This is a genomic window from Enterococcus sp. DIV2453a (genome assembly GCF_050533535.1).
Classification (GTDB): Bacteria; Bacillota; Bacilli; order Lactobacillales; family Enterococcaceae; genus Enterococcus; species Enterococcus faecalis.
This window is the reverse complement of the sequence record NZ_CP172899.1, coordinates 187,971-212,500: the sequence shown is the minus strand read 5'-3', so window position 1 is coordinate 212,500 and position 24,530 is coordinate 187,971. Positions and strand designations below refer to the sequence as shown.

General features: G+C 40.1%; 17 protein-coding genes, 1 tRNA gene and 2 rRNA genes (1 of these 20 only partly in view). 1 reads left to right on the top strand and 19 read right to left on the bottom strand.

Going from position 1 to position 24,530, the window contains the following annotated elements:
• From IGK03_RS01020 to pth, 15 genes are all read right to left on the bottom strand, one after another.
• A 23S ribosomal RNA gene (locus IGK03_RS01020) occupies positions 1-333 on the bottom strand; it reaches 2,580 nt to the left of the window's first position.
• A gap of 176 nt (positions 334-509) precedes the next feature.
• Positions 510-582, bottom strand: a tRNA-Ala gene (locus IGK03_RS01015).
• 79 nt (positions 583-661) lie between these two features.
• A 16S ribosomal RNA gene (locus IGK03_RS01010) occupies positions 662-2,222 on the bottom strand.
• Together the 16S and 23S rRNA genes with 1 tRNA gene alongside form the textbook arrangement of a ribosomal RNA operon.
• Positions 2,223-2,863: 641 nt before the next feature.
• The gene (gene lysS / locus IGK03_RS01005; RefSeq protein ID WP_010707990.1) at positions 2,864-4,360 is read right to left on the bottom strand and encodes a lysine--tRNA ligase; all 1,497 of its coding nucleotides are present in this window, start codon (positions 4,358-4,360) and stop codon (positions 2,864-2,866) included.
• 93 nt (positions 4,361-4,453) lie between these two features.
• Positions 4,454-5,452: a tRNA dihydrouridine synthase DusB gene (gene dusB, locus IGK03_RS01000; protein WP_010707989.1), complete on the bottom strand. Its 999-nt coding sequence runs from the start codon at positions 5,450-5,452 to the stop codon at positions 4,454-4,456.
• Between the two features lie 11 nt (positions 5,453-5,463).
• Positions 5,464-6,360, bottom strand: coding sequence for an Hsp33 family molecular chaperone HslO (hslO, locus tag IGK03_RS00995; protein ID WP_002359370.1), 897 nt, complete (start codon positions 6,358-6,360; stop codon positions 5,464-5,466).
• Between the two features lie 161 nt (positions 6,361-6,521).
• Positions 6,522-8,678: an ATP-dependent zinc metalloprotease FtsH gene (gene ftsH / locus IGK03_RS00990; RefSeq protein ID WP_002363441.1), complete on the bottom strand. Its 2,157-nt coding sequence runs from the start codon at positions 8,676-8,678 to the stop codon at positions 6,522-6,524.
• A gap of 93 nt (positions 8,679-8,771) precedes the next feature.
• A complete protein-coding gene (gene hpt, locus IGK03_RS00985; protein WP_002356260.1) occupies positions 8,772-9,317 on the bottom strand; it encodes a hypoxanthine phosphoribosyltransferase in 546 nt (181 codons plus the stop codon).
• An 18-nt stretch (positions 9,318-9,335) separates the two neighbouring features.
• On the bottom strand, positions 9,336-10,724 hold the full coding sequence (tilS, locus tag IGK03_RS00980) for a tRNA lysidine(34) synthetase TilS (RefSeq protein ID WP_202334735.1): 1,389 nt from the start codon (positions 10,722-10,724) through the stop codon (positions 9,336-9,338).
• An 85-nt stretch (positions 10,725-10,809) separates the two neighbouring features.
• Positions 10,810-11,289 (bottom strand): S1 domain-containing RNA-binding protein, encoded by a 480-nt coding sequence (locus IGK03_RS00975; RefSeq protein ID WP_002356258.1) that lies wholly within the window; start codon positions 11,287-11,289, stop codon positions 10,810-10,812.
• Between the two features lie 44 nt (positions 11,290-11,333).
• Positions 11,334-11,813: an FtsB family cell division protein gene (locus tag IGK03_RS00970; RefSeq protein WP_002356257.1), complete on the bottom strand. Its 480-nt coding sequence runs from the start codon at positions 11,811-11,813 to the stop codon at positions 11,334-11,336.
• 254 nt (positions 11,814-12,067) lie between these two features.
• Positions 12,068-12,331: an RNA-binding S4 domain-containing protein gene (locus IGK03_RS00965; protein WP_002356255.1), complete on the bottom strand. Its 264-nt coding sequence runs from the start codon at positions 12,329-12,331 to the stop codon at positions 12,068-12,070.
• A 14-nt stretch (positions 12,332-12,345) separates the two neighbouring features.
• On the bottom strand, positions 12,346-13,935 hold the full coding sequence (locus IGK03_RS00960; protein WP_002383878.1) for a putative polysaccharide biosynthesis protein: 1,590 nt from the start codon (positions 13,933-13,935) through the stop codon (positions 12,346-12,348).
• Positions 13,936-13,950: 15 nt separating this feature from the next.
• A complete protein-coding gene (mfd, locus tag IGK03_RS00955; protein ID WP_002388750.1) occupies positions 13,951-17,490 on the bottom strand; it encodes a transcription-repair coupling factor in 3,540 nt (1,179 codons plus the stop codon).
• 19 nt (positions 17,491-17,509) lie between these two features.
• Positions 17,510-18,076, bottom strand: coding sequence for an aminoacyl-tRNA hydrolase (gene pth, locus IGK03_RS00950; protein WP_002361556.1), 567 nt, complete (start codon positions 18,074-18,076; stop codon positions 17,510-17,512).
• Between the two features lie 336 nt (positions 18,077-18,412).
• Here pth and IGK03_RS00945 point away from each other — a divergent pair, with 336 nt between their 5' ends.
• Positions 18,413-19,396 carry an L-lactate dehydrogenase gene (locus IGK03_RS00945; RefSeq protein WP_002356251.1) on the top strand — a complete coding sequence of 328 codons (984 nt, stop codon included), beginning with the start codon at positions 18,413-18,415 and terminating at the stop codon, positions 19,394-19,396.
• A 226-nt stretch (positions 19,397-19,622) separates the two neighbouring features.
• Here the strand turns inward: IGK03_RS00945 and IGK03_RS00940 are convergent, their stop codons facing one another.
• The 4 genes from IGK03_RS00940 to IGK03_RS00925 form a co-directional block, all read right to left on the bottom strand.
• The gene (locus IGK03_RS00940; RefSeq protein WP_002361555.1) at positions 19,623-21,113 is read right to left on the bottom strand and encodes an aldehyde dehydrogenase family protein; all 1,491 of its coding nucleotides are present in this window, start codon (positions 21,111-21,113) and stop codon (positions 19,623-19,625) included.
• A gap of 277 nt (positions 21,114-21,390) precedes the next feature.
• The gene (locus tag IGK03_RS00935) at positions 21,391-22,932 is read right to left on the bottom strand and encodes a glucosaminidase domain-containing protein (protein WP_202334733.1); all 1,542 of its coding nucleotides are present in this window, start codon (positions 22,930-22,932) and stop codon (positions 21,391-21,393) included.
• A 228-nt stretch (positions 22,933-23,160) separates the two neighbouring features.
• Positions 23,161-23,673, bottom strand: coding sequence for a transcription repressor NadR (locus IGK03_RS00930; RefSeq protein ID WP_002356248.1), 513 nt, complete (start codon positions 23,671-23,673; stop codon positions 23,161-23,163).
• Positions 23,674-23,683: 10 nt separating this feature from the next.
• Positions 23,684-24,529, bottom strand: a complete 846-nt coding sequence (locus IGK03_RS00925; protein WP_202334732.1) for a chorismate mutase — start codon at positions 24,527-24,529, stop codon at positions 23,684-23,686.
• Position 24,530: the final 1 nt, after the last annotated feature.

Below are 24,530 nucleotides of genomic sequence, written 5' to 3'. Positions count from 1 at the left end.
AACTATACTAACAGACTACCATATTGGAGTCCTACAACCCCAACAAGCAAGCTTGTTGGTTTGGGCTCTTCCCGTTTCGCTCGCCGCTACTCAGGGAATCGAATTTTCTTTCTCTTCCTGCAGGTACTAAGATGTTTCAGTTCTCTGCGTCTACCTCTAATCAGCTATGTATTCACTGAAAAGTAATATCCTATAAAAGATATTGGGTTCCCCCATTCGGAAATCTCTGGATCATAGCTTACTTACAGCTCCCCAAAGCATATCGGTGTTAGTCCCGTCCTTCATCGGCTCCTAGTGCCAAGGCATCCACCGTGCGCCCTTATTCACTTAACCTTATCAACCTTACGGTTGGGTCTTGATCACTTCTTCTAGCGATAGAAGGTTAATCAATAAATAAGCAATTGAACTTATTAAAAAACTCATTCAACGCGGTGTTCTCGGTTTGTTTTGATTCTTTTTACTTCAATATCCAGTTTTCAATGAACGAATCTGATAGCAAAAGCTATCAATGGAGCCTAGCGGGATCGAACCGCTGACCTCCTGCGTGCAAAGCAGGCGCTCTCCCAGCTGAGCTAAGGCCCCGAAGTTATTTGATTGAGAGTAGACCTCTCAAAACTGAACAAAGTAAAGACGAAATGTGTAATTCCGTAATATTCCTTAGAAAGGAGGTGATCCAGCCGCACCTTCCGATACGGCTACCTTGTTACGACTTCACCCCAATCATCTATCCCACCTTAGGCGGCTGGCTCCAAAAAGGTTACCTCACCGACTTCGGGTGTTACAAACTCTCGTGGTGTGACGGGCGGTGTGTACAAGGCCCGGGAACGTATTCACCGCGGCGTGCTGATCCGCGATTACTAGCGATTCCGGCTTCATGCAGGCGAGTTGCAGCCTGCAATCCGAACTGAGAGAAGCTTTAAGAGATTTGCATGACCTCGCGGTCTAGCGACTCGTTGTACTTCCCATTGTAGCACGTGTGTAGCCCAGGTCATAAGGGGCATGATGATTTGACGTCATCCCCACCTTCCTCCGGTTTGTCACCGGCAGTCTCGCTAGAGTGCCCAACTAAATGATGGCAACTAACAATAAGGGTTGCGCTCGTTGCGGGACTTAACCCAACATCTCACGACACGAGCTGACGACAACCATGCACCACCTGTCACTTTGTCCCCGAAGGGAAAGCTCTATCTCTAGAGTGGTCAAAGGATGTCAAGACCTGGTAAGGTTCTTCGCGTTGCTTCGAATTAAACCACATGCTCCACCGCTTGTGCGGGCCCCCGTCAATTCCTTTGAGTTTCAACCTTGCGGTCGTACTCCCCAGGCGGAGTGCTTAATGCGTTTGCTGCAGCACTGAAGGGCGGAAACCCTCCAACACTTAGCACTCATCGTTTACGGCGTGGACTACCAGGGTATCTAATCCTGTTTGCTCCCCACGCTTTCGAGCCTCAGCGTCAGTTACAGACCAGAGAGCCGCCTTCGCCACTGGTGTTCCTCCATATATCTACGCATTTCACCGCTACACATGGAATTCCACTCTCCTCTTCTGCACTCAAGTCTCCCAGTTTCCAATGACCCTCCCCGGTTGAGCCGGGGGCTTTCACATCAGACTTAAGAAACCGCCTGCGCTCGCTTTACGCCCAATAAATCCGGACAACGCTTGCCACCTACGTATTACCGCGGCTGCTGGCACGTAGTTAGCCGTGGCTTTCTGGTTAGATACCGTCAGGGGACGTTCAGTTACTAACGTCCTTGTTCTTCTCTAACAACAGAGTTTTACGATCCGAAAACCTTCTTCACTCACGCGGCGTTGCTCGGTCAGACTTTCGTCCATTGCCGAAGATTCCCTACTGCTGCCTCCCGTAGGAGTCTGGGCCGTGTCTCAGTCCCAGTGTGGCCGATCACCCTCTCAGGTCGGCTATGCATCGTGGCCTTGGTGAGCCGTTACCTCACCAACTAGCTAATGCACCGCGGGTCCATCCATCAGCGACACCCGAAAGCGCCTTTCACTCTTATGCCATGCGGCATAAACTGTTATGCGGTATTAGCACCTGTTTCCAAGTGTTATCCCCCTCTGATGGGTAGGTTACCCACGTGTTACTCACCCGTCCGCCACTCCTCTTTCCAATTGAGTGCAAGCACTCGGGAGGAAAGAAGCGTTCGACTTGCATGTATTAGGCACGCCGCCAGCGTTCGTCCTGAGCCAGGATCAAACTCTCATAATAAAAGTTAGAACAATCTTGCGATTGTTAAGCTCAATTTGTTTGCTAGCATATTGCTTGCTTGTTAAAAATGTTTGTTGTCTTGAATTGAATCAAGACGCCCTACACATTTGGTTCGTCTATTCTTTGTTCAGTTTTCAAAGGTCTACGTTACCTCGCAGCAACTTTTATATCATAACAAACTTTCGTTTGAATGTCAAGAACTTTTTTTAAAAAAGTTTTTTTAAGTTGTTTTGCTCGGTTGTTGTTGTCTGTTGTGACAACTTCTATATCTTATCATCTCGCTTGTTATTTGTCAACAACTTTTTTGTTGTTTTTTCAAACTTTTTTCGAGAGATTTGAAATCAAGAATTGTTATTTAATTATTGATTTCTGAATCGCTCAGCTGTGTGACTCGCCTTGCGACATGTAATAATATACCAAGATTTCAAGCATTGGTCAATCATTATTTTCACTTTTTTTAAACTTTTTTTCAATACCGATTGTTCTTTCTTATTCGATAGATAAAGTTCGTTTTTTTATCAGATTACCCATTCTTTTTATTACTCATCTTCGATTTTTTTAGAAAAAAAGAATTGGTTTCAATTGTTTTTTATTTAATTTTTTGCGAATACAAAAAAAAGATGCCCTTAAGGCATCTTTTTTTATCTCATTGTTGGGAATAATAATACATCACGAATTGATTGAGCATCGGTTAATAACATAACTAGTCGATCAATCCCAATACCTAATCCTCCGGTTGGTGGCAAGCCATATTCTAAGGCTTCGATGAAATCTTCATCTACTCCGTGTGCTTCATCATTTCCTTGTTCCCGTTCTTTTTCTTGTTCTTCAAAACGTTCACGTTGGTCAATCGGATCATTTAATTCTGTAAATGCATTAGCAAACTCTTTTCCGATAATAAATAGTTCAAAGCGGTCAGTGAAACGACCATCTTCTGGATTTTTCTTCGCTAATGGTGAAACAGCGACTGGGTGACCATAAATAAATGTTGGTTGTTGCAATGTATCTTCTACAAATGTTTCGAAAAATTCATTAATGATATGACCGACTGTCATAGCATCTGTAATTTCAACATTATGTTCTTTAGCCAACGTACGGGCTTCTTCTATCGTCATCTCTTGCCAAAAATCTACGCCCGTTTGTTCTTTGACCGCATCTACCATGTGTAGACGTTTGAAAGGACTGCCTAAATCAACCGCTTGACCATCGTACGTGATATCAGTAGTTCCTAAGACTTTTTCCGCAGCATTACGGATAATTCCCTCTGTTAAATCCATCACATCTTGATAATCAGTATAAGCGGTATAAGCTTCTAGCATTGTAAATTCTGGGTTATGAGTGGTATCGATTCCTTCATTACGGAAGACACGACCAATTTCATATACTTTTTCCATGCCACCGACAATTAAACGTTTTAAATGTAACTCTAGTGCAATGCGTAAGTATAAGTCCATATCTAATGCATTATGGTGTGTGATAAATGGACGAGCAGCAGCTCCTCCTGCTTCGTTATGCAAGACAGGCGTTTCTACTTCGACATAGCCATTGCCATCTAGATAACGACGGATTTCGCTAATAATTTGACTGCGTTTCATGAAACGATCAAAGCTTTCTTTGTTACTGATTAAATCCAAATAGCGTTGACGATAGCGTTGTTCCACATTCGTTAATCCATGGTATTTATCTGGCAACGGACGCAAAGCTTTAGTTAATAACGTAATTGTTTGAGCTTTAACAGTAACTTCCCCCGTATTGGTTTTCATTACTTGACCTGTCACACCAAAGAAGTCGCCTAAGTCAGCATGTTTAAATAGTTCATAGGCTTCGTCTCCAACTTGGTCCTTCCGAACATAAATTTGAATTTGGCCTTCACGGTCTTGCAAATGGGCGAAACCAGCTTTTCCTTTACCACGTTTTGTCATCATACGTCCAGCAACGCTGACTTCTGTATTCATTTCACTAAGTTCTTCTTTTGTATGATTATCATATTGTTCATGAAGTTCTGCTGAATTATGAGTGCGATCGAAACGTTTACCGAAAGGATCAATCCCTTCTTCACGTAAAGCTTCCATTTTTTCGCGGCGCACGAGCATTTGATCATTTAAATCCTCTAAATGCGCTTGTTGTTCTTCTGCCACTGTTGTTCCTCCATTCTTGATTTTAACCTATCCTAATAATGCCACAGTAATTCGAAAAAAAGCAAGCCGAATTTTACTTTCGGCTTGAATTTTTTATTCTTCTATAGTAGTTACAACAACTTTGGAAATCTTCTCTACAAAGGCATCAAGTAAATCGACAACTGCTTGTTGTGTTTCAACTTGGTTAATCGCAACTTTTACTTTGGCCGCTCGCGAGATTCCTTTTAGATAGTAAGAAGCATGTTGGCGAAACTCACGGACCGCAATTTTTTCACCTTTTAAATCCACTAATCGTTGTAAATGAACTTTTGCAATGTTAATTTTTTCAGCTGGTGAAGGCTCAGGCATCAATTCGCCCGTTTCCAAGTATTCTTTCGTCCGTTGAATCATCCAAGGATTGCCCAAAGCAGCTCGACCAATCATCACACCATCCGCTCCAACATATTCTAACATGCGTTTAGCATCTTCAGGCGTTTTGACATCGCCATTTCCCATAAAAGGAATGGTTAAATGCTTTTTCACTTCCTTTAAAACGTCCCAGTTGGCTGTCCCTTCGTACATTTGGACACGTGTCCGACCATGCATAGCAATTGCCGAAGCGCCTGCTTGTTCGGCAGCCAAAGCGTTGTCTACAGCATATAGATGATCTTCATCCCAGCCTGTTCGCATTTTTACAGTGACAGGCAAAGAAACTGCCGAAGAGACTGCGTGAACCATCTCATGCACTTTATTCGGATCCAGCAACCATTTCGCACCAGCTTCAGCTTTAATTATTTTATTGACAGGGCAACCCATGTTAATATCAATAATCGCCGCTTGCGTATTTTCTTCAACAAACTTAGCAGCTTCCACTAATGTTTCTTTATCTCCACCAAAAATTTGTACACTTAAAGGATATTCTCGCTCATCAATATATAGCATTTCTAAGGTTTTTTTGTTTCTTAATTTAATTCCTTTGTCACTAATCATTTCACAAACGACTAATCCTGCGCCAAATTCTTTTACAGTCACACGAAAAGCGGCGTTACTAATACCCGCCATCGGAGCTACGACAACACGGTTGGGGATTTCAACGTCTCCAATTTTCCACATAGTCTTTCCTCCTACTTTTGTTTCGTATTGCGAATCGCTTCATCGCGAAGTTCAATTAATTCTTCTTCACTATAGTGATATTTATTGTTACAGAATTGACAAACTGCTTCTGCTCCATGATCTTCATCAATCATCGCATTTAATTCATCGATCCCAACAGCAATCAAAGCGGTCGCAAATTTTTCTTTGGAACAGTCACATTTAAATTGTACAGGCATTTTTTCTAAAATTTCTACTTCGTCTTCTCCCAATAAGCGATACAAGACTTGTTCAGGTGTTTCTCCATTTTCTAGTAATTGTGAAATTGGTGGCACTTCCGCTAGACGCTGTTCAATAAAATCAATGGTACTTTCATCGGCACCTGGCATTACTTGAATCATAAAACCACCGGCTGCTTTCACAGATTCATCCGTGTCCACCAATACACCTAAACCGATAGCTGAAGGAACTTGTTCAGAGACCGCCATAAAATATGTAAAGTCTTCACCGATTTCACCAGAAACAATAGGTGTTTGTCCAGAAAAGGTTTCTTTTAATCCTAAATCTTTAATGACTGTGAAAATTCCTTCGTTACCGACAGCGCCACGTACATCAATTTTACCTGTTGCATTCAACTTTAAGCTGACATGTGGATTTTTAATGTAGCCTTTTGTTTCTCCACGGCCATTACTATCGACAATAATAGCGCCAGCTGGGCCATTTCCTTGTACTTTTACAGTTAATTTATCGTCACCTTTTAAAGTCGCTCCTAGTAAAAGGGCTCCAATCAATGTGCGCCCTAACGCTGCGGTAGAAGAACTCCATGTATCATGTCTTCTTTGCGCTTCGCTAACAGTTTCAGTGGCACTGATGGCATATGCTCGAATTGAACCTTTATAACAAAGGGCTTTTACTAAATAATCTTCCATTCTTTTTCCTCTTCTCTTGGTGCTTTTTTGTCCATTAGTCAGATAATACTAGGAATCAGGTGTTTTTTCAACCAAATAATCTTCCTTCTATAGAATATCTTAATATTATAGAAGGTGCAGTATTCGTCATCTCGACAAATACTGCACCTTCTACTAATTGGTTATTTATAACGATCTTCGTAGTTATTGCGATCATATTCAGAATTGGAATCTGAATCTTTTTTCTCTTCAGATTGGACTTCTTTTTCTGTTTGTTCGCTTTCTACTTTGACTTCTTCTGCTTCATCATGTAATTCTTTTTTCGCTTCTTCAAAGTCTTGTTTTTCTTCAACTTGTTTTTGCGCTTCTTTTTCTTCTAAAGCACGTTTTGCTTCTTCGAATGTTTGCGCTTCTTTTTCACTAGGATAGTCGCTGTCAGCACCTTCAGGCATTTTACCTGTTTCAAATAATGATTTGATTGCTTTTGCATCTAATGTTTCATATTCTAATAGTTTTTCAGCGATTAGTTTATGTTGTTCACGGTGCGCTTCGATAATTTCATGCGCTTTTGTATGAGCATCCATTAAGATACGACGAACTTCCTGATCGATTTCAAACGCCACTTGTTCTGAGTAAGCTTTTGTTTGACCATAATCACGACCGACAAAGACTTGATGGTTTCCTTCATATTGAACAGGTCCTAATTTGTCGCTCATTCCATATTCCGTTACCATGCTACGGGCAATCCCTGTTGCTTGTTCAAAGTCATTTGAAGCCCCTGTTGATTGAACGCCAAAGATAATTTCTTCTGCTGTACGTCCACCAAGTAAGCCAACGATTTGTTCAAACATATCTTCTTTAGTCATTAAGAATTGATCTTCTTTTGGTAAAGCAATCATATAACCGCCTGCGCGACCACGAGGGATAATCGTTACTTTGTGGACAACACGAGCACGGCTTAAGACTAAACCAACAATTGTGTGTCCTGCTTCATGGTAAGCCACCATTTCGCGTTCTTTCTTATTAATCACGCGATCTTTTTTAGCTGGACCAGCAATTACGCGGTCTTCGGCTTCATCCACATCAGAAGCATCAATTTTTTTCTTGTTACGACGAGCGGCAACTAAGGCTGCTTCGTTTAAGACATTTTCTAAATCAGCACCAGCAAAACCTGGTGTTTGTTGTGCAACAACTTTCAAATCAACGTCATCAGCTAACGGTTTGTTTTTCGCATGAACACGTAAAATCGCTTCACGACCTTTGACATCTGGACGTCCTACCAAGATTTGGCGGTCAAAACGACCTGGACGTAACAACGCTGGGTCTAACACGTCTGAACGGTTCGTTGCAGCAATTACGATAACTCCTTCATTGCCATCAAAACCATCCATCTCAACTAATAATTGGTTAAGGGTTTGTTCACGTTCGTCGTGTCCGCCACCCATACCAGCACCACGTTGACGACCAACTGCATCGATTTCATCGATAAAGATAATCGCAGGCGCGTTTTTCTTCGCTGTTTCAAATAAATCCCGGACACGGCTAGCACCGACCCCGACAAACATTTCAACGAAATCTGAACCTGAGATTGAGTAAAATGGCACACCTGCTTCACCTGCTACGGCTTTAGCAAGTAACGTTTTACCAGTCCCTGGAGGTCCTTCTAATAGTACGCCCGCAGGAATCCGTGCGCCTAATTCAGCGAAACGACGTGGATCTTTTAAGAATTCCACTACTTCAACTAATTCTTGTTTTTCTTCTTCCGCACCAGCTACATCTGAGAAGCGGACACGGTTAGCTTTTTTATCGGCTTCTTTGGCTTTGGATTTACCGAAGTTCATCACACGGCCACCGCCGCCACCGCCACCGCCTTGTTGGCTCATCATCATGTAGAAGAAGAAGAAAATAATCACTAATGGTAAGAAACTAAACAACAGTGACAACCAAGCACCACTTGTTGATTGTTCTTTGACAACTAGCTTCACCTTGTTATTTTGTGCCGCATCTTGAATGCCAGCTAAGGTTGTATCACTAGGTAAAACGGTTGTTGTGAAGCCTTTTGACGACGCTTGCGTTGAGCCCCACAATGACAGACCACCTGTGTCTTTCACTTCTTGTTTTTCTTTATACTGACCTTCAATCCGGTAAACCCCATTGGTTGGTTGAATGGTCATGTCTTTGACTTTTCCGTCTTCCAATTGTTGTTGGAAGGTTGAGTAATCGATGTCTGGCGATTGTTGGTTGTTATTTCCAAAAATGAAATAGACAACCATGACCATGGCAAGTACTACTAAGACGTAGTATAAACCATTTTTCATGCCATTATTCTTTTTGTTCATGCCTGTCCTCCTTATGCTCATCATTACAATTCATGTTATTCTTTTATCAATCCTGACCTTTACATTGTAACACAATTAATTCCTTGATAGATATTAATTTGATTCGTAAACTTCAGGTTTTAAAACGCCAATATAAGGCAAGTTGCGGTACGTTTCTGCATAGTCTAATCCGTAACCGACCACAAACTCATTGGGCACATCAAACCCTACGTAGTCAGCTTTAATGTCTACTACACGGCCTTCTGGTTTATCTAATAAGGTAACAATTTTCACAGATGCAGCTTTACGGTATCTAAACAAATCTACTAAATACGCTAATGTACGACCACTATCGATGATATCTTCTACGATTAAAATATGTCTACCTTCGACATTTGTGTCCAAGTCTTTGACAATTTTTACTTCGCCTGAAGAAACTGTCGCGTTGCCGTAGCTAGATACATCCATAAAGTCCAATTCTAAATAAGTATTGATTTCACGAGTCAAATCAGCCATAAATGGTACTGCACCTTTTAAAATACCGACCACTAAAGGATTTTTCCCTTGATATTCTTCTGTCAGTTGCTTGCCAAGCTCTGCAGACTTCGCAAGAATTTCTTCTTTGGAGATTAGGACTTTCTCAATATCTTTTTCTATCATAGTGCGCTCCTTTCAGCATTACTCCTTTGTCTTAAAAAGGAGTCTGTAGTGTATTTTATCAGTTTCTAAAGGAATACTCAAATAGGAATTTGCAAATTTTGGTACCCAAATGATTTCCTCTTGCTCATCCGTAATGACCCAAGCACTCTCTCTCGCTTCATTTGGCACTTTTTGATCAATAAAAACTCTGCTTAATTTTTTCGTAAACCCTGGTTTTAATGTAATCCGATCACCACTTTGGCGATGACGAACGGTCAAAGGTGTGGCTGTTGTCAACGGGATTGCTAACAACTGACCCGTCCATTGATTAATCTCTTCAGGAAGAGGAAACGGTTTGTCTGTCGCAATTAATCCTAGCCACTCGGTTTCCGATAAATAAATCCCCGCACCAGGTACTAATAAATGTGTAACTTCTTCTCGCAGTGCAGCCTGTTTTTGTTCTAAGCATAGCCAATCATAACTTTTAGCTAGTTGCCATTGGTGTTCTAACATAACCGAGCCTTGCGGTTGCCGTTCATCATTCAAAACTTTTAAAATTTGTGTCATCTGGCGTTGGTTTAACGAAACCCCTAATGGCACTAATGTTTTTTGGAAAAACGCGGTTAAAAAGAAGTGCTGGTACGCAGGCGTTTCTTTTAATAATCTCTTCAAAGGAATGCGCCAGCCTTGTTTGGTTGGTTCTACGGCTTCAGATAATTGAGGCTCAATTTGTTCTTGAATAAATTCTTGGGCAAAACGTTGTTCATTACTAAAAGAAGCAATCTGATCTAAGAATTGCGGATTTTCCTGCTTTAATAGCGGCAAAACCTGATTTCGGAGCCGATTTCTTAAATATTCATTGGTTTGGTTCGTTTCGTCCTCAAAATAAACGAATGCTTGGCGCTGTGCAAATTGATACAATTCTTCTTTTGGATAAATAAGTAACGGACGAATCAATTCCCCTGTCGCAAAAGGACGTCTCTCTTTGATGCCCGCGGAATGGGAAAAATTAGTTCCTCGAATCAGCTTCATTAAAATCGTTTCCGCTTGATCGTCTAGATGATGTGCCGTCATTAAGACCGCCGCACCTTCAATTTCCATGACTTCTTTAAAAAATTCATAACGAAATGTGCGCGCTTTTGCTTCTAAATTCCGTTGCTTTTCAGGGTCTTCCCAACGCGTTTCATAATACGTCAGCTCTCGCTGCTGACAATAGGTAGCGAGATATTGCGCTTCCTGTGCCGACGCTTCTCGCAATTGATGATTGACGTGTGCAACAACCAATTGTAATTGTTCTTTTTCTGCCACCTGTTCCATTAACGTCAAAAGGGCCATGGAGTCTACACCACCAGAAACGGCGACCACGATTGTTTGATGCGGTTGCCAAAATCCTTGTTCTTTTCCTCGTTTATAAAACTGCCAAAACATTGTTCGCCCTTCTTTCTTCCTTAGAATAAAAGAGGAACCGAGAAATAACCCATTCGTTATCCCCAGTCCCCCTATTTGTTTGTGCTTAGCCGCGACGTCCGCCACGTCCGCCACGTTTGCCTTCAGTATTACGTTTTAATGAAGATAAACGGTCATCACTATCTTTCAAGAAAGAGCTCATCAATGAGTCAAAATCTTGTTTATTGTTATTGTTATTTGCTTGTGGTTTATTGAAAGGCTTTTTGCCCCCTGCGCGTGGATTACGGTCACGATTCTCATAATTGTTTTCACGACGTTGAAATTCACGTTTTGGTTGTTGCCCTTCTGCTGGCTCTTGCGCTTTACGGATCGATAAGCCAATTTTGCCGTCGTCACCAACTGAGGTTACTTTCACTGTTACTTCGTCACCTACTGTTAATACATCATGAATATCTTTAACGAATCCATTAGACACTTCACTGATGTGTACTAACCCAGTTTTTCCTTCTCCTAAATCAATAAATGCACCAAAGTTAGTAATCCCTGACACTTTTCCTGGCAATTTAGCTCCTACTTCGATTGACATAAAAAAATTGTTCCTCCTATTTTTTCCCTAATTATAATTGCAGTTTATTCAGCTGAAGACTTAGTTGTTTCAGTTGAAGACTGTGATTGACTATTTTTTTCTGAACTGCTCTTGCTTTCTTCCGCTCCAGAAGTCTGTGTTTTTTTCATTTGTTCTGGTGTGGGATAAATCTGTTCGCCTTCTTTTGAGAGAAGGAAACGGCTACGTGCTAATTTTGCCACATAATCATCATCTTTTAACAAAGCAACGTCTTTTTTTAAATCCTTGACCTTCTTATCAACTGCTACGGATTCAGCAATTGCATCTGCTCGTTCTTGTTTGAAAGCACCTAAGCGATGATAATCTTTCATCAATTGGATGCCAGAAAAGGCAAAAATAATGAAGGCCACGAGAAAAATCGCTGCCAAGCGTCTGCGTCTAAAAATCAATTGTTTCTGTTGTTTTTGGAATTCGACATACTGTTCTTTCGTGTAGTCATTTTCCAATGCCGCAACTTTCTTCGAGTTTTTTTCATTCTTTCCCATCGTCTCGCTCCACTCGCTTTGGATTGTCCGTTTTATTATACCAACATCTAAGAACCTTGTCTAATGTTAATTTCAGAGAAGTTAAAGAAAATCAAGCTCTTTTCTAAAATATTCTTTGCTTTTGAAATAACAGCGGTTGATTTATTAATTTTTTTCAAAAGCGGCGCGTCTGTTTCATTAAAACGCTGAAAGGATGAAGCACTTGGAATATTCATCTTTTCAATGAACTTGCCAAGCGCTCCATCCTCACCTGTTTATTCTTCAGAGACACGTGTTTCTGATTTTATCTCATACATTTTTGTGGCATCTTCTTTTTTCGTAGAGTCATTTAGTTGCAGGACTTCTACTTCTAAAATTCTGTTCCCAAATTGAATTTTGACAAGGTCACCAATCTTCACAGTACTAGAAGATTTGGCTAAGACTCCGTTGATTTGAATCCGACCTTTATCAGCGACTTCTTTGGCAACTGTTCTTCTTTTAATAATGCGAGAAACTTTTAAAAATTTATCTAACCGCATCACATTCACCTCTTTTATTTTTTTTGTCTCATCCGTAAAATTTTTGCGCCATACGGTAAACTTAACCATTCACGTATCGTAAATAATTCTAACTTAATGATGGTGCTAATAAAAACTGTACCACCCACTGCAACACCTAAAACTGTAACGAAAAACGCTTGACTTCGGTGATGCACACCTTGGAACAAGATGGAGATAATTCCTTGATAGACCAGTAATGACAGCATCATGATTGCTAAACTAAGCAACAGTTTTTTCAAAAAGCTTCGTTCTCGAACAAAACAATTAATCGCTGCATCCGATTGTCGGACTAAAACGAATAACGTCGCTAGTAACCCAAGGATGGTAGACCAACTAGCACCTAATGTTCCCCAACGAATGGTGAAAAAGCCCGTTGTCAGTAACTTCACTAATAAGCCCACACCAGCTGCCACTAAAGGACCTTTAAAACGATTGCGACTTTGTTCAATACTTTGGTAGGCCTGAATAATGGCCATAAAAGCGATGGATAAAACATACACCCCTAAAACATCGTTGCCTTTATAATCTTTAAAAAGCGTAAAGTTCATGTACGGCAATAACATCATCAGACCAATCGAAGCCGCCGATGCCAAGGTTGTGGTAAGACGCAAAAAGATTTTTGCAACTTGTAAAAATTGTTGACGGTCTTTTTTCATAAAATATTTTGTCAAACCTGGTAAAAAGGTTGAGCTTAAAGCTAAAGCAATTACCAATCCTAATTGAACTAGTGGTTGTCCTCTATCATAGACCCCTTTGTCCACTTTTGCAGCTAAATCAGAGAGCCCGAAAAGCATGAGGGCATTTTTTACTTTAAAGGAATCAATTAATTGAAATAGAATCAGAAAAGCACTATATAAAGAGACCAAACCACCCTCAATCATTAAACGTTTAAATAGTCCTGTGGTTTGAGGCATAATCTTCCATTGATGCAAGTATTCCGTACTTCCACTAAGAATTTTTCGATTGTAGTACCATAAGACAAGTACCGCTAAGATACCGCCAGCCAACGCACCACTCATGGCCACCGTCCCCGTTTGGTAAATGGAGCCACCAAAGTAATGATAGGACAACGCAGCTACTAGAATAACCCCGACACGCACAAACTGTTCCATCACCTGTGAAATACCACTAGGCACCATCAACAAATGACCTTGAAAATTCCCACGATAGAAAGAAAGAATTGGAACGAGTAAAAAGGTAAAGGAAACAACTTCCATTAATGGTTGGAGTGCAGCATCCCCCATACTAATAGCAATTTCTTGACTACCAAAGAAAAAGAAGGCCCAACAAGCAATCGCTAACCATAACACATAGGGATATAGTTGGCGCAACACTTGTTTTTGACTCCGAATATCTGGTTGTTCAGCAACAATTTTGGAAATAAATTGCGGTAAACCTGACAATGCTAATGTCATCGCAATCCCATAGATTGGATAAACTTGCTGATACACGTAAAATCCTTCATCCCCTACAAAGTTCTGAAAAGGAACGCGATAAAACGCACTCAACACTTTTGCAATGAAGGAAGCAATGGTTAACACAACGGCACCTTGCATCATTCGCTGCATTTCTTTTTGTGCCATCTTCTAGGCCTCCTTTTAAAGGGAATCCGTTTCTTGCGAATGTTTGTATTTTTCTTGTCGCAATGCGGTTGTAAAAGTAGCAATTTCTTGAATCCAAACAGCTTCTTTACAATCTTTCGGCAACTTCAAGGAAATAGTCATTTGTTCTTTCTCAACTGCTAGATCCGCTTTTAAGCTGGTTGCCGATAACGCTTCAAACAACTGCTCCACAGAGTATGTTTTTGTGCCAATTTTACTTAACACAAACTTGACTTTTTGGTCGCGTTTACGAATACTTTCTAACAAGGCACGGTCGCCATCCATTTTGATACGGCCAGTGGTTAATAAATGCGCCACTTCGTCAGGATACTCTCCAAAGCGGTCTAACAAGTCCGCTTCTAATTCTTCGTACATATCCATATTTTCTAATTGACGAATCCGTTTATAAATTTCAATTTTTTGTCGTTCGTCTGTAATGTACGTTCCTGGAATATAAGCATCAATGCCCAAATCAATTTCAACAGACGTTTTTTGGTCTTGGATATTTTTTCCTTGTTTACGAGCAACTGCCTCAGACAACATCTGTGAGTACATATCAAACCCAACCGAATCAATGAAGCCATGTTGTTGGGCACCAAGAAGGTTTCCGGCCCCTCGAATGGAAAGGTCACGCATCGCAATTTTGAACCCAGAACCTAATTCCGTAAAGTCTTTAATTGCTTCTAAACGTTTCTCACTAACTTCGTTTAGGATTTTTTGCTGTTCGTACATAAAATAAGCATAGGCCACTCGATTGCTACGCCCCACACGACCACGTAATTGATACAACGTAGATAAGCCCATATAGTCCGCATTTTCTACAAACAAGGTATTAGCATTAGGAATATCTACTCCTGTTTCAATAATTGTTGTAGTGACTAATATATCATATTGTCCTTCAATAAAATCAAACAAAGTATTCTCCAGTTGTACTTCTGTCATTTGACCATGTGCATACGCAATTCTTGCATCTGGAACTAGCGCTTGTAACTCTTCAACTTTTCGTTCAATCGTATCTACTCGATTGTATAAATAAAAGACTTGACCATCTCGAGCCATTTCTCGCTCAATCGCTTCCCGAATCGCCCCAGGATTATTTTCCATGACATACGTTTGGATCGGATAACGATTCTCTGGTGGGGTTTCGATGACAGATAAATCACGGACACCTAACATCGACATATGAAGGGTCCTTGGGATTGGCGTTGCTGTTAACGTCAAGACATCCACTTGTGAACGCAATTGTTTTAGTCGTTCTTTATGTTTCACTCCAAACCGTTGTTCCTCATCAATAATCAACAAGCCTAAATCACTAAAATTAATATCTTGCGACAATAAACGATGGGTACCAATCACAATATCTACTTGGCCATGTTTAATTTTTTCAATTGTTTCATTTTGCTGTTTTTTCGTGCGGAAACGACTTAATAAACCAATTTCTACAGGAAAGCCCTCAAACCGCTCTTGAATCGTTTCGTAATGTTGTTGCGCTAAAATAGTTGTTGGCACTAAAAAGGCAACCTGTTTATTGTTGCTAACAGCTTTGAAAGCCGCTCGTAAAGCCACTTCTGTTTTACCAAACCCTACATCGCCAACTAACAAACGATCCATTGGTCGAGATTTTTCCATGTCGTGTTTAATTTCGGCAGCACTACGTAATTGATCATCTGTTTCAGAATACGGAAAAGCCTCTTCAAATTCTTTTTGATACGCATCATCTGGCGGAAAAGCATAGCCTTTTTCCGATTCTCTTGTCGCATAAAGTAAGATTAAATCATCCGCGATATCTTCAATTTTTGAAGCAACTTTTCGTTTAGTTTTCGTCCATTCACTGCCGCCTAGCTTGTTAATTTTCGGCGTTTTAGACTCGGAAGCAACGAACTTTTGAATCAAGTTCAATTGTGTTACTGGAATAAATAACTTGTCATCATTTTGGTACAAGATAGTCATGTAATCTTGATGGACCCCATCAACTTCTAAGGTTTCCATACCAATATATTTACCAATCCCGTGATTCGCATGAACGACATAATCGCCCGTTTTTAAGTCGCTATAACTTTTCAAACGTTCCGCATTAGAAATTGTTTGACGACGTGCCCGTTTTTTGGTCGTTGTATGAAAAATTTCTTTTTCCGTAATCGCCACGAGCTTGTTTTTAGGTAATTCAAACCCTGTTTGTAATGCCCCTTGGACAATTTGGACATGCCCATCTAACAACTGATCCCAATTGCTTACTACGCTAGGTATGTCAAAGTCCTGAAATAGCTCTTCGACTTTTTGAATCCGTTCTTTCGTAGGAACAAAAACAACGACCGTTTGGTTTTGCTTTTGCCAACGGTCCACTTCCGCTTTTAGCAACGGCATTTGACCGAAGAATTGTTGCATTGAACGATATTGGAAATTATGGACTTCTTGGAAACGAAGATTCCCCATCCCTTTTTGAAAAAGTGAAAAGAAGGTCGTATTTCGTGCAGTTTTTCGCAATTGATCATGAAAGTCTACACCAAAAGTTTGTTCAGAAAACACGCGCATTTCTTCAATTTTCAGGGTTTGCCATTCCGCTTCCTCTCTAGCGATTTCTCGCTCCGTTTCCATCATACGAGAATAATCATCCACAAAAAGCAAACTATTTTCTGGTAAATAATCTAACAGCGTAGTTTTTTGTTGGTACAGAAAATCTGTATAATAGTGAGCATTTTCTGTAGGAATCCCTTGTTCCCAAGAAGACAGCAACTGACCAAAATATTCTTCTAAAAAATCGGTCTCCGTTTGATCTTTAGCTGTCGCTAAACGTTTTTCTAGAGCATCTTGTAACCTCGTCATGCCATGATTCATATCTGCCTTTGAGAATACTAAATCAGTCATTGGTGAAATCGTTACTTCTTCAAGATTTTCTAATGAACGTTGGGTATCTGCTTCAAAATAACGGATTGAGTCAATTTCAACATCAAACAGTTCCACCCGAACAGGGTATTCGGCATTTAGCGGATAGACATCAACAATGCTTCCGCGAATACTAAATTCGCCGGGCTTTCCGACCATCGATTGGCGTTCATAGCCCATTAACACTAAGCGTTGCGCGAGGATTTCAGGTTCTACTTCTGTCCCGATTTCCCAATGAAGTTGCGCATTTTGCCACGTTTCTTTCGTTGGCAAATATTTTCGTAGTCCAGCTACTGGCACGACCACGATTCCTGCATTCGCTGTCATCAGGAAATTTAACGCACTCACTCGATCTGCGCGCGCTTCTGGTGAAGAAAAGGCCATTTCGGCGGATAACACTTCATCTACTGGAAATAGATGAACTTGTTCTGAAGGTAAAATATTTAAAAAATCATCTACTAATTGATTGGCATAGTATAGGTTTGGGACCGCAATAACAATTTTTTGATGCGTCTTTTGTAAAGCGCCTGCCATCAGTAATGTTTTAGCAGAGCCTGATAACCCAGTAATTAGTTGGCGCGTTCCTGTTGTCATTAGTTGACTGCGCCATGATTTAGCAATTTCTGTTTGGCTAATTCGTTCGATAATATTCAAACAAGGGCCCTCCTTTCTGCTATTTTCCATTAAATTGATTCATTGTTTCAACAAACGTATGTCCTTCGCATGCATATAAAGCGGCATCGGCTGCTTTTTTTACAGCAAGTAACATCTCTTCGTGTGTTTCTTTGGGAAAAGTACTTAGTACATGGTGGATAACTGTATCATTTTTTGAGGGCCGACCAATGCCAATTTTAATTCTAGGAAAGACATTTGTGCCTAAATGGGCAATCAGACTTTTTATCCCATTGTGGCCGCCAGCACTACCTTTTTGCCGTAAACGAATTTTACCGACCTCTAAGTCTAAGTCATCATAAATAACAATCAAGTCTTCCTCATCTACCCCAAAGTAGGTCAACAACGGACCAACAGAGCGACCTGATTCATTCATAAATGTTAATGGTTTCACTAACAATACTTTCTCAGTCCCTATAAAAAACTCTGCAATATCTGCTTCAAAATTACTATTATTAAACGAAACATTTTGCCGATACGCAATTTCATCTAGCGTAATAAAACCAATGTTGTGTTTTGTTTCTTTGTATTTACTACCGGGATTTCCCAGTCCTACGATTACTTTCATCTTTCATTCTCCTTGGATTATAAGCTTGCCAACACAAAATGGCTGGGAAGCGTATGCGCTACCCAGTTTTATTCATTATACCATAGAAATAAAAAAACTCGCAGTCTTTGAAGATTAAGAAAGATGTAAAAAAAATTTTTTAGAAATTTAAATATGCATAAGATAGTGAAATTACGCACATGTAAGAGCTACCATTTTGAAACAGGTCTGAAAACTGTATCATTTTTACAATCAAAGTTCGTGACATTTTTTACAAACCATGTTACTATCACTTTAGCAACAGGAAATAAAAACTCGTTGCTCACGAAAAAGAATGTAGAGGAAGGAATGGTACACATGACTGCAGCCGCAGGGAATAAAGATCACCAAAAAGTAATTTTAGTCGGGGACGGTGCCGTAGGTTCTAGCTATGCCTTTGCTTTAGTAACTCAGAATATTGCTCAAGAAGTTGGGATTATTGATATTAATGTACCAAAAACTGAAGGAGACGCGTTGGACTTATCTCACGCATTAGCATTTACTTCTCCTAAAAAAATCTATGCTGCTACTTATGACGATTGCCATGATGCAGACTTAGTTGTCTTAACAGCTGGTGCGCCTCAAAAACCAGGCGAAACTCGTTTAGACTTAGTTCATAAAAACTTGAAAATTAATAAAGAAATCGTTACAACAATTGTTGATTCTGGTTTCAACGGTATCTTCTTAGTTGCCGCAAACCCAGTTGATATTTTGACTTATTCAACTTGGAAATTCTCTGGCTTCCCGAAAGAACGAGTAATCGGTTCAGGAACTTCACTAGATTCTGCTCGTTTCCGTCAAGCAATTGCCGAATTAGTTGACGTTGATGCACGAAATGTCCATGCCTACATCTTAGGTGAACACGGAGATACAGAATTCCCAGTTTGGTCACATGCAAATGTCGCTGGCTTACAAATTTACGAATGGGTGAAAAATAATCCTGACGTCGATGAAGAAGCAATGGTTAATTTATTCTTCAACGTACGCGACGCTGCTTACACAATCATCGAGAAAAAAGGAGCTACTTTCTATGGAATCGCGGTGGCACTAGCGCGTATCACTAAAGCTATCCTAAACGATGAAAACTCTGTGTTACCATTATCTGTTTATTTAGAAGGTGAATATGGTCAAAACGATATTTATATCGGTGCACCAGCGATCATCAACCGCCAAGGAGTTAAACAAGTCATTGAAATTCCATTAACAGATGCTGAACAAGAAAAAATGGAAGCTTCTGCTTCTGCATTAAAAGAAGTTATTGAAACAGCTTTTGCTAAATTTGAAGCAGAAGAAGCAAAATAACTCCTTCTATAATAGTCGAAAATTGAAAATAACCAAGAGTGACCACTATTGTTACTCCGCTTTAAAGCCTGGTACAAAAATCCAAAGTGATTTTTGCACCAGGCTTTACTTTTAATCTGTTTTACTTTACTCATCACTCAACTTTTTAAAAAAATTATTGTTTTGTTTAGCTCGAAAAATAACAATAACCAAAAATAAGTTTGTTATCTAAAATTCACTACACTACTTAATACAGCCCATCTGCTTCTTCTTTTGTCACAATGTAAATATTTTTCATTTGCGTATAAGCATCTAGCATTGATTTATGCGTTTCTCGACCAATTCCTGATTTTTTATAACCGCCAAATGGCGCGCCCGCAGGCAATTGATTGTATGTGTTGACCCACATCCGACCTGTCCGTACACCACGAGCAACCCGTAATGCCACATTGATATCTTGAGAAAAGACGGCACCACCTAGACCATATTCAGAATCATTAGCTAAACGAATGACTTCTTCTTCCGTTTCAAATTTAATCACTGTTGCAACAGGACCAAAGATTTCTTCTTGGGCCACGCACATTGTATTCGTGCCATTCGCTAATAACGTAGGTGCTAAAAATGCCCCCTTGTCTAGCCCATTTTCTGTTAAACGTTGCCCACCAGTAATCAGTGTAGCTCCTTCCTTCACACCAATTTCGACATATTTTAAAATTTCTTCCAATTGATGCTCATTGATCTGAGCGCCCATTTCAACATCTTTTTCCCACGGGAAACCAACGTTCACTTGTTCAAATTTTTCCTTTAAAGCTTCTACAAATTGATCATAAATACCTGACTGAACGAACACACGAGACCCAGCACAACAAACTTGCCCTTGGTTGAATAAAATTCCTAACTGCACACCTTCTAATGCTCGTTCCCAATTGGCATCTTCAAAAATAATGTTGGCTGATTTTCCACCAAGTTCTAAAGTGGCTGGAATTAGGCGGTCGGCCGCGGCTTTAGCGACAGTGTACCCCACCTCTGTTGAGCCTGTAAAAGCTAGCTTATCAAAACCTGGATGTGCCAACATATAATTTCCTGAATCAGAACCACGACCGGTGATTAAATTCACTACTCCTTTCGGCAAGACTTGATCAAAAATCTTAAACAATTCCAACAGACTTAATGATGTGCTCGAGGATGGATGAATCACAACCGTATTACCTGCTGCCAACGCTGGCGCTAATTTCCAAGCGCCCATTAATAAGGGGAAATTCCACGGAATAATTTGACCCACAACACCAATGGGTTCTTTCACAACAATGGATAACGTATCCTTATCAAATTCTTTGACAGACCCTTCTTCTCCACGAATCACACTAGCAAAATACCGAAAATGGTCTGCACTGGCAGGGACATCAATTGATTGCGTTTCCCGAAGCGGTTTTCCATTATCTAAAGTCTCCACCATAGCCAAATGTTCTTGATTTTCTTCAATCAAATCAGCAATTTTCAATAAAAGATTGCTTCTTGTTACAACATCAACATCTTTCCATGTCTGAAACGCTTCTTGGGCTGCTTCTACAGCTCGATCCACATCTGCATTTGTGGCATCTACAAATTCTGCTAATTTTTCACCATTACTAGGATTGTAACTAGCAATCATTTTGTTACCACTACCTGTTGTCCACTCTCCATTAATATACAATTGATAGCTACTGGCAACTACTTGATTTATTTCTTTTTTACTCATTTACCCACCTCTTTTTTTATTTTTGTATCCGCTTACAATTATAAGACATCTTCCACCTAAAAGTAAATGATTCTACCTAAAAAAAATATAGCTCTCAGCGACTGTTGCTAACTCATCCCGACCTGAAGCCTCCTGGCAATAACTGAATGTATTAAACTTTATTGGAGAGAACTTTTGCCACAAAAAAAAGCTAGCACTGAAGAATTAAAATTGCTTCTTCAGTGCTAGCTTTGATTTTTCCAACTCATTCGTTCTTATTGACAAAGAGCTGATTTTTTTATTTATCTTTTGGAACGATATAGTTCATTAAATGTGTTTCATCGGCTGAGATTGTACGTGTCGAAACAACGTTTAATCCCTTCACGTTCATTTCAGAAATTAAGATGCTACCATCTTTAAAGACTTTTTCCACAAATGCGACATGACCATAAGTATTGTCTGCGCCTAAAACGCCAGCTGGGAAGGAAACCGCTGCGCCTGCTTTTGGTGTACGACTTACTTTGTACCCGCGTGCACGACCTGTTTCGCCCCAATCTTGACCATTCCCCATTGTTAAGTCCACACGTTTACCTAATTGCGTAATACGGTTGTAGACATATTGTGTACAGTTGCCCCAAGCATAACTATTAAAGGTGTCATAGTTTTTGCCATTATAGGCTGGGAAATTTGATTCCATTGGTTCAACGGTTGCTTTTTCTTTATCATAATAAGTTAAATCGTATGTTTTAATTAACGCATTTAATTTCTTATGGTAATCTTTGTCCGTTGCGTATTTTCCTGTTAGGAAACGTGTCGCTTCTTTGTATGATTTGGCTTCCGTTTTCCAGACACCATGATAGAAATCTTTATTGGAATCTAAACCATTTTTCAATAATTTCGCATAATCTTCCATTGATTCTTTATACGTTGGATATTGACGGAATTTTGCTTCTACTGTGTATAGGTTACCGAAACCATTGTCTTCATAGGTAATAAAAGAAACAGATTGACCTTTGTAATCGCCTTTAATACCAAACAAATTGTAGTTTGGTTTCTGGCTTAATTTACTATTGCCGCTGCCACTTTCTAAAATTGCTTGAGCAATCATCACACTAGCATATAAGTTTTTGTCCTTGGCCACTTTCCGAGCAGATTCACCGATTTCTTGAATAAACTCTTCTGTCTTCTTCGTTTTGCTGACCGTAAACGTCTCATCGTCTTCCACTAACCCAACCGTTTCATTTGTAACCGGTGGGACTATTTCGGGCTGCGGTGTTGACGCTGCTGGTTGTTCTACTGGCTTTTCAGCTGGCGCTGTTGGTGTCACTGGTTTCGCCGGCTGTTTTGATTCAGAAGTACTCGTGCCAGGTTTTGGCTGTTCTTTAGAAGAACTTGGTGTAGTCGTCGGCGTGGTACTTGATTCAGTTGTACTTGTTGACGTAGAATCTGTGGTTGACTCTGTTGCACTCGTTGAGGTGGAGTCAGTAGTCGATTCTGTCGTACTTGTGGATGTTGAATCCGTTGTGGAATCTGTCGTTTCGGTTCCTGTCGTTTCGGTTCCTGACGTTTCGGTTCCTGACGTTTCCGTGGACTCCGTGGTTGCAGATTCACTTGATTCGGTTGAACTTTCTGTTTCAGTTGTTGATTCTTCTGTCGCTTCTGTTGTTTCACTAGTCGCTGTCGTTTCAGTGGCTTCAGCAGTTGTTGCTTCTGCGGTTGTTTCTGCAACAGAACTATTTTCAGCTACCAAGTTATTACCTTCTGCAAATGCACCTACTGGCATTGATGAACCTAAAAGTAATAAGGTAGAGAACAGGGCAAATTGTTTTTTCATACTCATTCTCCTTTTTTATTTTTCTCCATTTATTTTTATGTACCAACATATATAATTGACATAGTTATTGTTTAAATGGCTCCTTTTTTAATAGTATACTGTTTCATAAAAAATTTCTAGCAAAAAGTTAAAAAAATAGAAGAAAATTCACAAATTCTTCTATCTTTTTTTGGTAATTTTCTAAGAAAAAAAAGAAAGGGCTTGAACAAACATCAATGTCCTCTCTTTTTCTCGTTATCCTTCAAACAAAATACTTTTTTTTCGAAGTGCCTCTTTGATTTCTTGGAAAGTTTCTTCGTCTGCACAGCGAATAGTATGCAGATGGACGCCTCCTGTTAAAACTGATAGTAATGTAGCATGCTCTTTTTGATACTTGTCCATAAATTTATCAATATCTTTCTCTGATTGAATGCGCAAACTGCCAATTAATTCCCCATAAAGCGGATGTGCAATACTCACATCTACCACTTCTCCACCTTTGGCAACAATGACTGACAATTCTTCTCTCGTTTGTTCAGGTGTATGTTGACAAGCAATTTTCCGTTCAATTCCTTCTAAAGGTTGTTCCAACATATACCCTCGAGCTGTTGCGACAATTTCGACCCCTGTCGCCCGTAATAGAGCGACATCTCCTACAATAATTTGTCTGCTGACATCAAAAGCTTTTGCAAAACGAGTGGCACTAATTGGCTTTTCGGTCTCTCTTAATCTTTTAACAATCTCTCTTCTTCTGATTTCTCCATCCACGACCTTCGCCTCACTCTCCTAAATGTTTTTCTTGGAAACGTTTAGAGGCGTCCATAATTCCCTGGAAAGTCTCAGATAATGTTTCTTCATACTCGGCATTTTCAACATGATTCAGAATAGTTTCTAATACTTGTTGTTCTCTTTCAGAATCAAAAACCGCATGACCTGCTTTCTTTTTCACTGCAGCAATCTCTGCGACGACGTCCATCCGCTGTTCTAACAAACGGACCAGTTCCTTATCGATTTGGTTAATCTTTGCTCGTTGTTGTTCTAAAGAAGTTGTTTGGGCGTCATCTTCAGTCAATTCTTTAATTATCCGTGCTGGATTACCTGCGATCACACAGTTTTCTGGGAACGATTTAGTCACAACAGCACCTGCTGCCACCACTACATTATCGCCTAATGTTACGCCAGGAAGGACAATCGCTCCACCGCCAATCCAAACATTGTTGCCAATGATAATTCGTTTCCCTGATTCCATTCCGCTATTACGCTTAGCCGCTTGTAATGGATGCTCGGCTGTATAAAGTTGCACATTGGGGCCAAACATACAGTTATCGCCAATTTCAATTGGACAAACATCTAAAAAAACGTTATTAAAATTGGCATAGAAATTTTTTCCCACAGAAATGTTGTAGCCGTAATCAAATTGAATCATCGGTTCGATGTACGTCCCGACACCCACTTTTCCAAATGTTTCTTCTATTAATTGACGACGAATATAAGTGTCTGGTTGTTGGTTAATTAACGCCATTTGTTCACGGGCTTTTTTGCGATCAGCCACTAATTCAGGATCTGAGGCAAAATATAGTGCACCTGCGATCATTTTTTCTTTTTCTGATTTAAATTCTTCCATT

Bases quoted from the DNA above. Each gene is read 5' to 3' on its own strand.
- dusB (WP_010707989.1), bottom strand. From the start codon at position 5,452: ATGTGGAAAATTGGAGACGTTGAAATCCCCAACCGTGTTGTCGTAGCT.
- hslO (WP_002359370.1), bottom strand. From the start codon at position 6,360: ATGGAAGATTATTTAGTAAAAGCCCTTTGTTATAAAGGTTCAATTCGA.
- ftsH (WP_002363441.1), bottom strand. From the start codon at position 8,678: ATGAACAAAAAGAATAATGGCATGAAAAATGGTTTATACTACGTCTTA.
- hpt (WP_002356260.1), bottom strand. From the start codon at position 9,317: ATGATAGAAAAAGATATTGAGAAAGTCCTAATCTCCAAAGAAGAAATT.
- tilS (WP_202334735.1), bottom strand. From the start codon at position 10,724: ATGTTTTGGCAGTTTTATAAACGAGGAAAAGAACAAGGATTTTGGCAA.
- IGK03_RS00975 (WP_002356258.1), bottom strand. From the start codon at position 11,289: ATGTCAATCGAAGTAGGAGCTAAATTGCCAGGAAAAGTGTCAGGGATT.
- IGK03_RS00970 (WP_002356257.1), bottom strand. From the start codon at position 11,813: ATGGGAAAGAATGAAAAAAACTCGAAGAAAGTTGCGGCATTGGAAAAT.
- IGK03_RS00965 (WP_002356255.1), bottom strand. From the start codon at position 12,331: ATGCGGTTAGATAAATTTTTAAAAGTTTCTCGCATTATTAAAAGAAGA.
- IGK03_RS00960 (WP_002383878.1), bottom strand. From the start codon at position 13,935: ATGGCACAAAAAGAAATGCAGCGAATGATGCAAGGTGCCGTTGTGTTA.
- pth (WP_002361556.1), bottom strand. From the start codon at position 18,076: ATGAAAGTAATCGTAGGACTGGGAAATCCCGGTAGTAAATACAAAGAA.
- IGK03_RS00945 (WP_002356251.1), top strand. From the start codon at position 18,413: ATGACTGCAGCCGCAGGGAATAAAGATCACCAAAAAGTAATTTTAGTC.
- IGK03_RS00940 (WP_002361555.1), bottom strand. From the start codon at position 21,113: ATGAGTAAAAAAGAAATAAATCAAGTAGTTGCCAGTAGCTATCAATTG.
- IGK03_RS00935 (WP_202334733.1), bottom strand. From the start codon at position 22,932: ATGAGTATGAAAAAACAATTTGCCCTGTTCTCTACCTTATTACTTTTA.
- IGK03_RS00925 (WP_202334732.1), bottom strand. From the start codon at position 24,529: ATGGAAGAATTTAAATCAGAAAAAGAAAAAATGATCGCAGGTGCACTA.